The following is a 13,225-nucleotide window of genomic DNA, read 5'->3' as shown; positions in this document are numbered from 1 at the left end:
CTGCCGAATGACTCGATTTCGCGCGATTTCCGGTGTGCTCGCGGCTCTCGCGTGCGTCGCCGCCACGACCCAGCCCGCCGACACGACGGTGTGGGACGGCGACTGGGGTGTCCACGACTGGGAGATCCGCGCGGGCGAGGACTGGGGCGACAGCAGTGTCGAGCCGGTGCCGGCGCCCGGCGGCCGGGACGGGGTCGCCGGCCGGTTCACCGTGCGCCCGGACGGCGACGACGATGACGAGCGCGCCGAGGCGAGTGCGACCCAGCGGGACACCGGCGGCTACCCAGGCCAGGAGTGGTACTACGAGTGGTCGACCTATCTGGAGCAGGCGTTCTACCGAAACGACCGAACCGGAACCGGCCTGGTTTACCACGCGGGAATGCGCCGCCACACCGACCACATCAGCCGATGAGTTCGAACAAGAGCGTGTTCGCGCGGGGGTTGCTGTGCTGGCAACTCAACTTGTCTGGTCCGCGCGGGTCGGCGAACACTGCGGTTGGAGGTGATCGACGTGGTGTTCGACCAGGACTCCTGGGAGCGGCGGTGGGCGCGGGCGCTGGATGCGCACGCGGACGTGGTCGCGACCCGTCCGCCGAGCACCCACCTGCTCACCGTGGCCGGCGACCTGCCACCGGGGGTGGCGCTCGACGCGGGCTGCGGGCACGGGGCCGAGACGCTCTGGCTCGCCGCGCGTGGCTGGCGGGTCACGGCGGTCGACTTCGCCGAGACCGCGCTGGACCACGCCCGGTCACGGGCCGAGACCATCGGGACAGCGGTCGCCGAGCGCGTCGACTGGGTGCACGGTGACCTCACGACCTGGACGCCGCCGCCGGGCCGCCACGACCTCGTCACCTGCCTGTATGTCCACCTGGCCGGCGGGGTGACCGAGACGGTGCGGCGACTCGCGGCCGGGGTCGCCCCTGGTGGGACCCTGCTGCTCGTCGGTCACCGACCGGTCGACCCGGCCACCGGCAACCCCACGGCCGCGGCCGACCAGGTCCAGGTCTCCGTCGACGCCGCGGTCGCCGCCCTCGACCCGCGCGAGTGGGCGGTGATCGTCGCCGAGGACCGCCCCCGGGCCACGGCCGGCACCGGCGTCGACGCGGTGGTACAGGCACGCCGGCAGCGGTGACTCTGGCCGGGCCGGCGACGACATCGTGCGCACCGACCCCGGTCGACCAGCGCCACCCGCAACACGCCGGCCGGCACCTCGAGCGGTCCCCACGTCACCCAGTCCCCCGCGTCCACAGGCCGTTTCCGGATTGTTCGGTTGATCGAGTTTTGTTGCCTACCAGCCATTCCCCGGTCGCGAGCGGGCGCAGCCGAAGGGTTTCGTGGGTATCGACTTTGGTAGGGGTCGCTCGCCGCCTTGGCCGCTGGCGAGGACCGCGTCGATCGTCTCAACTGGACACCGACACAGTCGGAAACCGAATGATCGGGGACATGAGATGGCAAGTTGGCGAATACCGGCGCTGGTGACGGCGGTGGCCGCGGTCGCGGCGGGAGTGTTGTGGGGCACGACGAGTCAGGCGGCGGAGCTGACCTCGGAGACCGACCCGGCGCTCGTGGCGACCGAGTCCGGCGCGGTGCGCGGCACCGTGTCCGACACGACCCGCGCGTTCCAGTCGATCCCCTACGCCGCGCCGCCGGTTGGCGACCTGCGTTGGCGGGACCCGCGACCGCCCGCGCCGTGGGAGGGTGAGCGGGACGCGACGAACCCGGCCCCCGCGTGCGCGCAGGCCCCTGGCGAGGTGCCCGACGGCAGCCGCGACGAGGACTGCCTGTACCTGAACGTGACCACACCGGCGAAGAAGTCGAAGAAGAAGCCGGTCATCGTCTGGGTGCACGGCGGCGGCTTCTACATGGGCGCCAGCAGCAACTACCCCGCGCAGCGCGTGGTGGAGGGCGGCGACGTGGTCGTCGTGACGGTCAACTACCGGCTCGGGGTGTTCGGCTTCTTCGGCCACCCGGGGCTCGACGGGTCCGGCACGTTCGGGCTGGCCGACCAGCAGGCGGCCTTCGGCTGGGTGCAGCGCAACATCGCGAAGTTCGGCGGCGACCCGGACAACGTCACCATCGCCGGCCAGTCCGCCGGCGCGATCAGCAACTGCGCGCACCTGACCTCCCCGGCCGCCGCCGGGCTGTTCGACAAGGTGATCATGCAGAGCGGCGCGTGTGACCTCGACTGGGTCCGCAACGCCGAGTTCCGCGGCCAACCGGCGGACGCGATCTACGAGCCGCTCGACCGGCTCGAGCGCCAGGGTGCGCAGACCGCGGCCGACCTCGGCTGCCAGCGGGCCGACACCGACGCCACCGTCGAGTGCCTGCGCGCGCTGCCGGTGGACACGCTGACACCGGTGCTGCAGAAGTACATCCAGCCCGCCTACGGCACCTCGATACTGCCGAAGAACCCGGCGGACGCGATCCACACCGGGCGGTTCCACCGGGTGCCGGTGCTGACCGGCCAGACCCGCGACGAGACCCGGCTGCCCACCTCGATGTACGACAACTTCCAGTACCCGATGAGCGAGGAGACCTACGACGCGGTCCTCACCGACACCTTCGGTGACGACCGCCAGGAGATCGAGGCCAAGTACCCGAGGGCGGCCTACGACTCGGCGGCACTGGCGTGGAGCGCGATCACCACGGACAGCAAGTGGACCTGCAACCAGTACCAGACGTCCAAGGGGCTCGCGAAGCACGTTCCGGTCTATCACTACGAGTTCGCCGACCCGGCCGCGCCGCCGCTGTCCCCGCTGCCACCGGCGATGCCCATGGGGTCATACCACTCGTCGGAGTTGTGGTCGCTGTTCAACCTCGCCAACATCGAGCCGAAGCTGACCGACGAGCAGCGGCACCTGTCCGACCAGATGATCGACTACTGGTCGAGCTTCGCCAGGAAGGGCAACCCGAACGCGGCGCCGGGACCGCGCTGGCCCGAGTTCGGCTCGACGGACAGGTCCTCGCGCGTGCTGTCGCTCGCTCCTGAGGGCATCGCCCCGATGGACCTGGCAGCCGAACACCAGTGCCGGTTCTGGGAATCCCGCTAGCCAACAACAACCGCACGGCACAGCGTTGGCCGCCTCCCCGAGTTGGGGAGGCGGCCAACGTGTTTGTCCGGTGGTGGATCTGGTGACCAGCCGAGGCAACCCCGATACAAACCGTTGGGCACCTCCCCCGGTCCGGAGAAGCGGGTGACGTATCGAGGTAACCCCAACACAAAAGCGTTGGCCGCCTCCCCGGTCTGGAGAGGCGGCCAACGTTTCCTGTGGGATCCCTGGTCCCATTCGCCCGGCGTCAAGCCGGGACGGTCAACTCCTCGCGGTGAGGCAACGGCGCGCGGTCGACCACCAGTTGGCGAAGCGCGCGCAGCTCACGCGGGCAGTTCCAGCCGAGCACCCCGACCACGGTGTCGTGCTCGACGTAGGCGGCGGCGAACCGGCCGTCGGCCACCTCGCCGTGCACCACGGTCATCGACGCGTGCTCGGGAAAGATCCCGTAGGCGCCGAGGCGCAGGTCGTACTGATCGCTCCAGAAGTACGGCACCGGGGCGAACGGCCGGTCCGCCCCGAGCAGGTTCGCCGCCACCGCCATCCCCTGCTCGGTGGCGTTGAGCCGGTGCTCAACGCGCATCCGCCTGCCGAACAACGGGTTGTGCCAGGACGCCACGTCACCCGCGGCGTAGATCCCCGGCGCGGCACGGCACATCGCGTCACATTCGACGCCATCCCCTGTGGACAAACCAGAATCCGCGAGCCACGCGGTCGCCGGGACCGCGCCGACCGCGACCACGACCACGTCGGCGTCCAGCACCGTGCCGTCGGCCAGTTCGACCCCCGTCACGCTGCCGTTGACCGACACGAACCCCGAAACACCCGTGTTCATCCGCAGCCGGACACCGTGGTCACGATGCGTCCGGCCGACCAGTTCCCCGATCCGGGCGCCGAACGGGCGCCGCAGCGGCGCGGACTGGGCGCCGACCAGCGTGACGTCCAGACCCATCCCCTTGGCGACCGCCGCGATCTCGGAGCCGAGGAACCCGGCGCCGACGACGACCACCTTCGGGCGGCCGAGCAGGGCCGCCCGAAGGGACACGGCGTCGTCCATGGTCCGCACGGTGTGCACGCCAGCAAGGTCATCGCCCGGCAGGCGGCGCGCACGGACACCGGTGGCGATCACCAGGGCGTCGAACGAAAGCCGGTCGTCGTCGACCAGCAGCTCGCGCGCGGCCGGGTCCAGCCCGGCCGCGGTGTGTCCCAGCCGGAGATCGACGTCGAGCCGGCCGATCGCCCGCTCGTCGCGCAGCAGGACCCGGTCTGGCTCCCACGTCCCGGAAAGGACCTGTTTGGACAGTGGCGGCCGGTCGTACGGCGGGTGCCACTCCTTGCCGACCAGCGTCAGCTTCCCGTCGTATCCCTTGGCACGCAATGCTTCCGCTGTGGACAGTCCGGCGGCTGACGCGCCGACGACCACGACGTGGCCGAGCACGGCGGTCACGCCTGGAACGAGATCGCCAGCGAGGGGCAGCTCGCCGCCGCGTACTCCACGTCGCCCAGCCGGTCGGGGTGCGGGCTGTCGTGGTGCAGCGTCACGACCCCGTCCTCGGCCCGCTGGTCGAACACGTCGGCGGCGGCGAGCACACACTGCCCTGACCCGACGCACCTTTCCTGGTCGACGAACACCTTCATCGTTGTCTCCTTCGGTTGATGTCGTTCACTGACAGGTCAGAGCGTTCCCGCGCGGACACCGGTGTGCATGCCGGGCGGCGGCGGTGCCTGCTGGGGCGGCGGGACGGGCCTGCGGGCAGCGGGCTTGCGGCGGCGTTCCAGCAGGTAGTCGGTGAGCACCAGCAGCAGCAGCGGGCTGAGCCAGACGCCGATGCTCGTCGCGGTGTTAGCCATCAGTTCCTTGTTTCCGTCGAAGGCGGAGTCCACCTGTGGCGTGAGCACGATCATGGCCGGGATGTTGATCACCCGGCTGAGCGCGATCGACATGGCGAGGGCGAAGCTGCGCGACATCCACCTGCGGTGCTCGTCGTAGCGCCGCTGGCGGGCCATCCGCCACGCGGCGATCGTGAAGACGAGCCACAACGCGCAGCCGACGAGGTTGGCCACCCGCACGGAGGGGCCGGCCGCGGTGTTCCAGCCGATGTAGAACCCGACCGTGGCGGCGGGCAACACCGCGTAGACGTAGAGCCGGCCGGTGAGCCGGTGCCCGCGCCGGTGCCGTGCGCGGAACGCGGGCCAGATCTGGAAGCAGCCGGTCGTCATGGCGACCGCGCCGAGCAGGACGTGCGCGACCAGCAAGGGGTAGTAGAGGTCGTCGCCGGTCGGCGGTTCCAGCCGGGACATGCTCGGGTCGAAGGTCAGGTAGGGCGGCACGGAGAACGCCATGAATGCCGCGGCCGCCAGCATCAGCGGCGCGATCCATGGGCGGCGCCACCAGGACGGCCCACGGCGAGGTGGGGCCATGGTCGGCGCGTTCGGGGGTGAGGTCATGACGATCCGTTCGTGGTGAGGTCCGGACAGAAACTATGTAGACTATACATAGAAACGTACGTCATACATAGTTTTAGGATAGACGTGCTGACGACACAGACGGGATGGCGGATGACGACACGAGGCGACAAGGGCGGCGACCAGGGCTCGGAGCTGCCGCGCAGCCTCACGCTGTTGTGGGCGGGGCGGCCCAAGGGCCAGCGCGGGCCGCGACCCAAGCTCAGCGTGGAGCGGATCGCGCAGGCGGCGGTGCAGATCGCCGACGCCGACGGGCTCGAGGCGCTGTCCATGCAGCGGATCGCCGCCGAGCTCGGCTACTCGACGATGTCGCTCTACAACCACATCCCGAGCAAGGAGCTCCTGCTGGAGGTGGTCGCCGACATCGGCGCGGACGCGCCCCCGGACCTCGACGACGCCGAGGACTTCCGGCAGGCGGTCCGGCGCTGGGTCGGCGCGCTGTGGGCCGGCTTTCAGCAGCGGCCATGGATGCTGCGGGTCCCGCTGGACAACGCGCACCTCGGGCCGACCCAGCTCGCCTGGCTGGAGCGCCTGCTGCGGCCGCTGCTGGCGGCCGGGCTGGCCGGCGGGGAGGCCAGGGTGGCCGCCCTGCACCTGACCGCGGTCGTCCGGGGCACCGCGCAGATCAGCATGAACATGACCAGCGCGCACAAGGACGGCGACGGCATCCCCGACAGCGACGCCGACCTGGCGCACGTGGTGGCCGAGTTCCTCGACGAAAAGGACTACCCGGCGCTGACCGCCGTCTTCGCCACCGAGAACACCGAGGGCCGCGCGGAGCCAGAGGCCGGCGGGGACGCGCTGCCGTTCGAACTCAGCTTCGGCGTTGACCGCTTCCTGGACGGCATCGAAGGCTGGGTAGCGACCCGCCGCACCGACTGACGGTCATCCGGCGTCACACGAATGAAAGCTGAGGAGAGTCCTGGGAACAACCTGCGCCCGGAGAGGAACCGCACTTGTTCAGCGAACCTCGCCCTGTGCTCTCCCGACCGCGGTCACGCAGAGCGCGACGTTCGTCCTGGTCTTCGGCTCGCGTGGCGGCCAGCTTGACATCGCCCGCCTCGAGCGCCTGCTCGCGTAGAGCCTCCGCTCCAGCTCTGATCAGCGTCCGCAATCATGCCGGCGCAGCGCTACCGGAGCACTTCTCCGCACGCACCGGCGCGCCGGGCGAGTTCGGCTCAGCTGTCGATGGCCGCGCCGAGCTCACAGAGGCGCGCGCCGGAGGACAGCGAGGACAGGTGTGCCCGCAGGTCGTCGACCCGCCGTTCGGCCTCGGTGACGAGTCGGTCGGCGATCACTCCCCAGTCCTCGGGCGCGGGGTCGCTCGGCAGCGCGGCGAATAGGTCCGCGATCTCCCGAACCGTCAGCCCCACCTGCTGGGCGAGCCGGGCGATCTGGATGCGGCACACGGCCGAGCCGTCGAACCGCCGCTGGTTCCCGCCGGTGCGCACGGCATCGACGATGCCGTGCTTCTCGTAGAACCGCACGGCCGACGGGGCGACCTTGCTGCCGGCCGCGACATCACTCACCGTGAGCATCGCGGGGCTGGTCGGTTCGGTGGTGATGGTCATGACTCGACCGTAGGCGCGACCGAGCTTGACTTCAACATATGTTCAACCCGCACCGTTGTCGGCATGACCAGAACAATGATCATCTCGGCGAGCGTGCGCTCGAGCCGGATGAACCCGATCGTCACCGACTGGGTGACCGCGTCCCTCGACCAGCCGGACGTCGAGATCGACCAGCTCGACCTCGCCAAGATCACCCTCCCCGACGACAGCCGCCTCGAACCCGGCGGATACGGCGAGAAGTCCGAAGTGGCCCACCGGATCGCCGCGGCCGAGTCGTTCGTGTTCGTGACCCCGGAGTACAACCACTCCTATCCGGCCTCCCTCAAACGCCTCATCGACTGGCACTACGGCGAGTGGATGTTCAAGCCGGCCACCATCGTCGCCTACGGCGTGCACGGCGGGCACGCGGCGATCGAGCACCTGCGGGGGGTGCTGGCCGAGCTCAACATGGTCACCACCCGCCGCGTCCTCGGCCTTGGCGCCCCGTGGACGGCCATGGACGAGACCGGCCGCTACCGGCCGGACGACAGCGTCGCCACCGGCCTGGCCGGGGCGCTGGCCGAACTGCGGTGGTGGGCCCGGCTGCTCACCGATGCCCGCGCCAACCAGCCGTTCACCGGCTGACCAGGGATTCCGATGGACGCCACCGCGCGCCGAACCGGCCTGGTGCTGGCCTTCGGCGGACTGCTCGTCATCGTCGACACCATCGCGACCATCGTCGCGCTGCCCGCCATCGTCACCGACCTGGACACGACCCTCCCCCGGGGCGCGTGGACCACCACTGCCTACGTCCTCGGCGTGATCACGGTCATTCCGCTCACCAGCTGGCTGCCCGGCCGGTTCGGCGACCGCCGGGTCTACGTGACCGGACTGGTGGTGTTCACCCTCGCCGGGTTCGCCGCCGGCGCGTCGCCGACGATCGAGACGCTGATCGCGCTACGGGTGCTCCAGGGCGTCGGCGGCGGGGTGCTCAACCCGATCGGCACCGTCATCGCCCTGCGTTCGGTGCCCCACGACCGGCGCGGCGCGGTCATGAGCCTGCTCGGCCTGCCGCTGCTCATCGGTCCGGTGCTCGGTCCGCCGCTGATCGGGTTGCTCGTCGACGCGGGCTCGTGGCGGTGGCTGTTCTGGATCAACCTGCCGTTGGGTGTGCTCGCGCTGGTCCTGTGTCGCCGGTTTCTCCCACCGTCGCACCACGGCGCCGCACGACCGATGGACTGGCTCGGGCTCGTCCTGGTCACGCCGGGATGTGTCGGCCTGGTGCTGGCCTGCGTCAGCATCGGCGACGCCGGCCGGCCGACGGTGACCACAGGTGTCGCCGTGCTCGGCGGGGTCGGGTTGCTCGCGCTGTTCGTCCGCCGTTGTCTGCGGGTCGCGCACCCGCTCATCGGGATCGGGTTGCTGAGGCGGCGCGGTATCGCCGTGCCCGCGGTGATCCTCGGCTGTTTCACCGCGGGCTACTTCGGTGCCTCCACGATCCTCCCGGCGTTCGTCCAGGGGGTCCGCGGCGATCCGGTGTCGGTCGCCGGGCTGCTGGCGGTGCCGACCGGCCTGGCGGTCGGCCTCACCGTCCAGATCGCGACCCGCCTGGTCGACCGGGTCAATCCCCGTCGAGTGATCCTGGTCGGCACCGCGACGGCGTTCACCGGGGCCGTCGCGCTCGGGGTGGCGCTCAGTGTGGATATGCCGTATCCGGTCATCGGCGCGGTGAGCGTGCTCGTCGGCATCGGCTCCGGCGCGACCCTGATGCCGACCATGGTCACCGCCTCCCGTGGTCTGGACGGTGCCGACCTCACCGCGGCCGCGCCGCTGCTGTTCCTGATCCAGCAGCTCGGCACCGCGCTGGGGACCGCGCTGGTCGCCTCCACCATCACCCTGCTGACCCCCACCGGCCTCAGCGGACTGGCCGCCATGGTCACCCTCGACCCGGACCGACGAGCCGACCTCGCCGACCGACTCGCCCCCGCGGTCGGCCTGAGCTACCTCACCCCCGCCACGCTCATGCTCGCCGCACTGCTCGCCGCCGCCTGGGGCCTACGCGTGGTCCGCTGGCGGCGACCGTCGAGGACGTCGCTTGGTGTTCAATCTCGGGAAGATGTTCAGGACAACACACGTCAACGCGGTGGCCAGCATGAAGACCGCAGTGACCAACGCGGTCGGCACTGAGCCCATCGCGATGGCAACGACGCAGACAGACGCCAGGCCCGCGGTGAGGGTGAGCCCGACCCACAGTACGGTCCGATGCTGCAGTTTTCGGTCAGGTTCTCCGATGTAGAGCGGGGTGTCGGTTAACTCGACGTCCTCATGCACCGTCCGCGCGGTCGTTCGACGGCCGTTGGTAGCTGCGCGGCCCGGACGCTTCGAGGGCTGCCTCTGGGGCTTGTTCGAGTCAGCCTTGTTCATTCTCGACACAATGTTGTGTCCCTCTCGGGATGTTGGACTTGGGTCAGTCGAAGAACGACCGGCCAGCGACGTGCGCCCCTTCGCCGCTGGATCAGGTCGGGTCTGGACGCCGGAGTCAAGGCACTGGTGTCACCACATACCAGCACCCAGACATACACACTTTCTGGTCATGGTTGACGTTCATCACATGCATAATCACGCAGTGCATGCGACACTGAAGGGACAGAACCGTTCAGACCCTGTGTCACATCTACACATACAGATTGTCACCACTGGACAGCGTGATTATGGGAGAGAGGAGTTGATCGCATGGACACATCGGTCGATCACCCGGCCACCACCAAGAACGACACACCGGACCACAGGGAGTCCCCTGACGCGAGCGCGAAGCCAAAGCTGGGTCGCATCAGCGTCAACGTCACGCCGGCGACTCAAGCGGCGCTGGACCGACTTGTCGAGCGGGAGGGCGTCACGGTTACCGAGGCGTTGCGTCGTCTGGTCGGGTACGGCGACCTGGTATACGAGACCACCCAGGTGGACGGTGACGATCTTCTGATCAGGCGAGATGGCGCCCTTGAACGCATCAGGCTCATCTAAGTCATTCATATCCGTTCCGTTCATATAGATAAAGGGCAGATGTAACCCAGGCTCTGACGAGGGTGGATAACGCGCGGGAAGCGCCACCGGGGAGCGTCATGGCCTGTCAAGCGGGGCAGAACCTCCGTGGCCTTCCGTCCACGCGATGCCGGCCAGGCGTTCGCCAACTCCGCCAACTCTGCCGAACTCGCCGAATCAACGCGTGCCAGCCGCACTGCGCGACGAGATAACCGAGCACGACGGTGACGAACGTTGCGAACGTTCCATAGGCGATACAGACGCCGACAGCCACCATTACCACCATGATCTCCCCGAAGTCCACACCGCGCCACCAAATGCGGGGCTCTACGTCTTCATGGGCCGGCAGCGCGACCCCTTGCTCCCACTTATCGACCGGCCGATCGTGCCAGCCGTGCAGTACGACCTCCCGACGTCGACGACCGATGGCGATGTCCACGGGGTACCAATGCCTCGAGTCGTCCAGTTGCCTGACCGGGCACTCGCTGATCATCTCCATGCTCATGGGTGCACTCCTGGTTCTGATGCGTCTTCGGACGTCGCGAACGGGGCCATGAGTAGAGCGTCTCCCTGCAGGACCAGGAGGCGACCCTTACTCCAAAATTGCCAACATTTCTCCCGATGGATACAAGCATCGCACGCCTCTCATACGTGAATCTGATGCAGATATCCCACATCGACAACTGGGGCGGATCTTGCGATGAACGGTCGACGAACTACGGCACCACCAGAGCAACGGGCCCTTCGCCGATTTCACCCAATCGAGTGGCATTTCCTGCTGGGGTGAGTCCAGTCCGTCTGGTATTGCGTGCCCGCTCTCTCCTGGGCGGACCTGCAGAGATGGCCAGTTCTCCCGCGGCATCGGCGGTCTCCGGACCGGATAGAACGCAACCCAAGATTGTTGATCTAGTCCGGGTGGCCATCGTTTGCGAGGAGCCCTGCGATCGACGAAGGTTGTCGAAATGGATCATCTCGTCAGGGATCCCGACCTCGACCGCGCTGAGACTCGAACCTGCGAACCAGGGCTTAGATGGCACCGATGGTCATTGATATCTTCGGTTGTTCAGGTAGAGGTCTGATCCCAAATCCGCGATCCGGAGCCGACCAGAAGGCTTACTGGGCCTCGTTGCGGATGCGTTGGCGGTAGTGCGCGGGCGCCTCGCCGACGACGCGTTTGAACGCCGTGCTGAAGGCGCTCTCGGAGGCGTAGCCGAGCCAGGAGGCCAGGGAGCGGGCCGGTGTCGTCGTCGCGCAGTGCTTGTTGGGCTAGGAGCATCCGCCAGCGGCCGAGGTAGACCAGGGGCGGCATGCCGCGGCCGCGGTCCGGAACCGCTGGGCGAAGGAGGTCCGGGACATCGCCGCAGCGGCGGCCAGCTCCTCGAGGCCCACGGCCGGCCGGGGTCGGCGCGCACCCCGGACAGGGCGGGGCCGGAGCCGGTCGTCGGCCAGGAGCCGCAGCCATCCGGGCGGCTGACCGAGCACTGTTTTCCTGGAGCCGGCTGTCAGGCTTGAGCTGACCACGAGGTGCTACCTTGGCGTGGTCGGACAAAGTGTCCGCACCGTCGAGTTGTTGAAGGTCGTGAGTTGATGTCCGCCCCGCAGGCCGCTGCGTTCCGCAGTGGCGCCCGGACCATCCTCACCGTCCGGACTCCTGTCTAGCCGAGCTTCCCGCTGTTGAGCGACTCGGTTCGACCGAGTCCGCAACCAGCAAAGGCTCGACAATTGTCATCCGACATCATCATGCCCGACCACATCGCACTACTGAATCTGCACCACAACCTCCCGCGCCAGAGCCCGGGCTCCGACGAGACCACCAGCAGGTTGCTCGCGCTGGCCGGTGCCCTGCCGCCACGGCCCCGCATCCTGGATCTTGGCTGTGGGCCGGGCAGGTCATCGCTCGTGCTGGCCGGCGCGACCGGCGGCCAGGTCATCGGGCTCGACCTGCACCAGCCCTACCTCGACCAGCTCCTCGACGCCGCTGATCGTCGCGGCGTTGGCGACCAGGTCTCGGTCATCAGGTGCTCGATGGACACGCTTCCGTTCGCGGACTCCTCGTTCGACCTGATCTGGTGCGAGGGCGCGGTGTACAACATCGGGTTCCACGCCGCGCTCGCCGGCTGGCGCAGGCTGCTCGCACCGGGCGGGGCGCTGGTGGTGACCGAGATCGAGCTCACCGGCCCAACGCCATCGCGGGCCACCGTCGAGTTCTGGGCGGAGCGCTACCCACTACGGGATTCCGCTGCGAACCGCGAGCTCGCCACGGCGGCCGGCTACACCGTCGAGGCGCACCACCCACTCCCGGAGTCGGACTGGTGGGACGAGTACTACCACCCGCTCCTGGAACGCCTGCGCGGTTTCGACATGACCCAGCCGGGAGCCGACGGCGCGGCCGCCGAACTGCTCGCCGAGGTCGACCTCCGCCGCCAGCACGGCGCCGACTACGACTACGCGGGCTACGTCCTGCGCCCAACGGAAAGGACCAGGTGGACCACACACGCGGAGACTCCGGACGACATCGCGGCCATTCACGCGGTCAACGCCGCGGCCTTCCCGACCGCCGAGGAGGCTGACCTGGTCGACGCGCTGCGCGTCGACCCCCAGGCCTGGATCGAGGGCCTCTCGATCGTGACCGAGAACGAGGACGGCGAGGTCGTCGGATACGCCCTGCTCACCCGATGCCAGGTCGGCGGCGAACCGGCGCTCGCGCTCGGACCGTGCGCCGTCCTGCCCGACCACCAGAGCACGGGCGTGGGATCGGCCGCCATTCGCACGGGACTCGACGCCGCTCGCCGCCTCGGCGAGAACCTCGTCGTGGTCCTGGGGCACGCCGACTACTACCCACGGTTCGGGTTCACTCCGGCCTCCGGGTTCGGCATTCACGCCCCGTTCGACGCGCCAGCTGAGAATTTCCTGGCACTGGCGCTCGACGCGGCACGACCAACACCGACCGGCCTCATCCAGTACCCGCCGGCCTTCGGTGTCTAGGCAGCCAACTGTTCGCTGATGGTGGGCGGCACCCGGCATTTCCGATGCCAGGTGCCGCCCACGAATATCGTCACCGCTTTTGGTCAATCCGTTTACCAGGCGTGACAACGGGTATGACCGTGGTGTCCGGTCCCC

13 protein-coding genes are annotated in these 13,225 nt (G+C 69.0%); 8 read left to right on the top strand and 5 right to left on the bottom strand.

Annotated elements, in window-relative coordinates:
• The first annotated feature begins 7 nt into the window (after positions 1-7).
• The 3 genes from ACYVIP_RS02490 (at position 8) to ACYVIP_RS02480 (ending at position 3,050) form a co-directional block, all read left to right on the top strand.
• The gene (locus ACYVIP_RS02490) at positions 8-412 is read left to right on the top strand and encodes a hypothetical protein (protein ID WP_460391491.1); all 405 of its coding nucleotides are present in this window, start codon (positions 8-10) and stop codon (positions 410-412) included.
• A 99-nt stretch (positions 413-511) separates the two neighbouring features.
• On the top strand, positions 512-1,132 hold the full coding sequence (locus tag ACYVIP_RS02485; RefSeq protein WP_460391489.1) for a class I SAM-dependent methyltransferase: 621 nt from the start codon (positions 512-514) through the stop codon (positions 1,130-1,132).
• A 316-nt stretch (positions 1,133-1,448) separates the two neighbouring features.
• Positions 1,449-3,050: a carboxylesterase/lipase family protein gene (locus ACYVIP_RS02480; RefSeq protein ID WP_460391487.1), complete on the top strand. Its 1,602-nt coding sequence runs from the start codon at positions 1,449-1,451 to the stop codon at positions 3,048-3,050.
• A 247-nt stretch (positions 3,051-3,297) separates the two neighbouring features.
• Here ACYVIP_RS02480 and ACYVIP_RS02475 read toward each other — a convergent pair whose 3' ends face one another.
• Genes ACYVIP_RS02475 through ACYVIP_RS02465 form a run of 3 tightly spaced genes read right to left on the bottom strand, consistent with a single transcriptional unit; the run spans position 3,298 to position 5,498 of the window.
• A complete protein-coding gene (locus ACYVIP_RS02475) occupies positions 3,298-4,497 on the bottom strand; it encodes an NAD(P)/FAD-dependent oxidoreductase (RefSeq protein ID WP_460391485.1) in 1,200 nt (399 codons plus the stop codon).
• Positions 4,494-4,688 (bottom strand): ferredoxin, encoded by a 195-nt coding sequence (locus ACYVIP_RS02470; protein ID WP_460391483.1) that lies wholly within the window; start codon positions 4,686-4,688, stop codon positions 4,494-4,496. The genes ACYVIP_RS02475 and ACYVIP_RS02470 overlap by 4 nt, the downstream gene beginning before the upstream one ends.
• 36 nt (positions 4,689-4,724) lie before the next feature.
• A complete protein-coding gene (locus tag ACYVIP_RS02465; RefSeq protein ID WP_460391481.1) occupies positions 4,725-5,498 on the bottom strand; it encodes a DUF2306 domain-containing protein in 774 nt (257 codons plus the stop codon).
• 111 nt (positions 5,499-5,609) lie between these two features.
• On the opposite strand from ACYVIP_RS02465, the gene ACYVIP_RS02460 reads away from it, so the two are divergent.
• The gene (locus ACYVIP_RS02460; protein ID WP_460391479.1) at positions 5,610-6,398 is read left to right on the top strand and encodes a TetR/AcrR family transcriptional regulator; all 789 of its coding nucleotides are present in this window, start codon (positions 5,610-5,612) and stop codon (positions 6,396-6,398) included.
• 296 nt (positions 6,399-6,694) lie between these two features.
• On the opposite strand, the gene ACYVIP_RS02455 is transcribed toward ACYVIP_RS02460, so the two are convergent.
• On the bottom strand, positions 6,695-7,087 hold the full coding sequence (locus tag ACYVIP_RS02455) for a MerR family transcriptional regulator (protein WP_460391477.1): 393 nt from the start codon (positions 7,085-7,087) through the stop codon (positions 6,695-6,697).
• A gap of 63 nt (positions 7,088-7,150) precedes the next feature.
• Between ACYVIP_RS02455 and ACYVIP_RS02450 the strand changes: the two genes are divergently transcribed.
• The 3 genes from ACYVIP_RS02450 to ACYVIP_RS02440 all read left to right on the top strand — a co-directional run bounded on the left by ACYVIP_RS02450 (position 7,151) and on the right by ACYVIP_RS02440 (position 10,087).
• On the top strand, positions 7,151-7,711 hold the full coding sequence (locus ACYVIP_RS02450) for an NADPH-dependent FMN reductase (RefSeq protein ID WP_460391475.1): 561 nt from the start codon (positions 7,151-7,153) through the stop codon (positions 7,709-7,711).
• A 12-nt stretch (positions 7,712-7,723) separates the two neighbouring features.
• Positions 7,724-9,253 carry a DHA2 family efflux MFS transporter permease subunit gene (locus ACYVIP_RS02445; RefSeq protein WP_460391473.1) on the top strand — a complete coding sequence of 510 codons (1,530 nt, stop codon included), beginning with the start codon at positions 7,724-7,726 and terminating at the stop codon, positions 9,251-9,253.
• A 546-nt stretch (positions 9,254-9,799) separates the two neighbouring features.
• Positions 9,800-10,087, top strand: a complete 288-nt coding sequence (locus ACYVIP_RS02440) for a hypothetical protein (protein ID WP_460391471.1) — start codon at positions 9,800-9,802, stop codon at positions 10,085-10,087.
• A gap of 106 nt (positions 10,088-10,193) precedes the next feature.
• On the opposite strand, the gene ACYVIP_RS02435 is transcribed toward ACYVIP_RS02440, so the two are convergent.
• Positions 10,194-10,610 carry a hypothetical protein gene (locus ACYVIP_RS02435; RefSeq protein ID WP_460391469.1) on the bottom strand — a complete coding sequence of 139 codons (417 nt, stop codon included), beginning with the start codon at positions 10,608-10,610 and terminating at the stop codon, positions 10,194-10,196.
• A gap of 1,217 nt (positions 10,611-11,827) precedes the next feature.
• Between ACYVIP_RS02435 and ACYVIP_RS02430 the strand changes: the two genes are divergently transcribed.
• A complete protein-coding gene (locus tag ACYVIP_RS02430) occupies positions 11,828-13,090 on the top strand; it encodes a GNAT family N-acetyltransferase (protein WP_460391467.1) in 1,263 nt (420 codons plus the stop codon).
• Positions 13,091-13,225 lie beyond the last annotated feature (135 nt).

Source organism: Actinophytocola sediminis (genome assembly GCF_054779715.1).
This window is presented reverse-complemented; position numbering and strand designations above follow the sequence as displayed.

What these genes read in the sequence shown, in the direction of transcription:
- ACYVIP_RS02455 (WP_460391477.1), bottom strand. Translation starts at nt 7,087, where the DNA reads ATGACCATCACCACCGAACCGACCAGCCCCGCGATGCTCACGGTGAGT.
- ACYVIP_RS02445 (WP_460391473.1), top strand. Translation starts at nt 7,724, where the DNA reads ATGGACGCCACCGCGCGCCGAACCGGCCTGGTGCTGGCCTTCGGCGGA.
- ACYVIP_RS02460 (WP_460391479.1), top strand. Translation starts at nt 5,610, where the DNA reads ATGACGACACGAGGCGACAAGGGCGGCGACCAGGGCTCGGAGCTGCCG.
- ACYVIP_RS02450 (WP_460391475.1), top strand. Translation starts at nt 7,151, where the DNA reads ATGACCAGAACAATGATCATCTCGGCGAGCGTGCGCTCGAGCCGGATG.
- ACYVIP_RS02470 (WP_460391483.1), bottom strand. Translation starts at nt 4,688, where the DNA reads ATGAAGGTGTTCGTCGACCAGGAAAGGTGCGTCGGGTCAGGGCAGTGT.
- ACYVIP_RS02465 (WP_460391481.1), bottom strand. Translation starts at nt 5,498, where the DNA reads ATGACCTCACCCCCGAACGCGCCGACCATGGCCCCACCTCGCCGTGGG.
- ACYVIP_RS02440 (WP_460391471.1), top strand. Translation starts at nt 9,800, where the DNA reads ATGGACACATCGGTCGATCACCCGGCCACCACCAAGAACGACACACCG.
- ACYVIP_RS02490 (WP_460391491.1), top strand. Translation starts at nt 8, where the DNA reads ATGACTCGATTTCGCGCGATTTCCGGTGTGCTCGCGGCTCTCGCGTGC.
- ACYVIP_RS02435 (WP_460391469.1), bottom strand. Translation starts at nt 10,610, where the DNA reads ATGAGCATGGAGATGATCAGCGAGTGCCCGGTCAGGCAACTGGACGAC.
- ACYVIP_RS02480 (WP_460391487.1), top strand. Translation starts at nt 1,449, where the DNA reads ATGGCAAGTTGGCGAATACCGGCGCTGGTGACGGCGGTGGCCGCGGTC.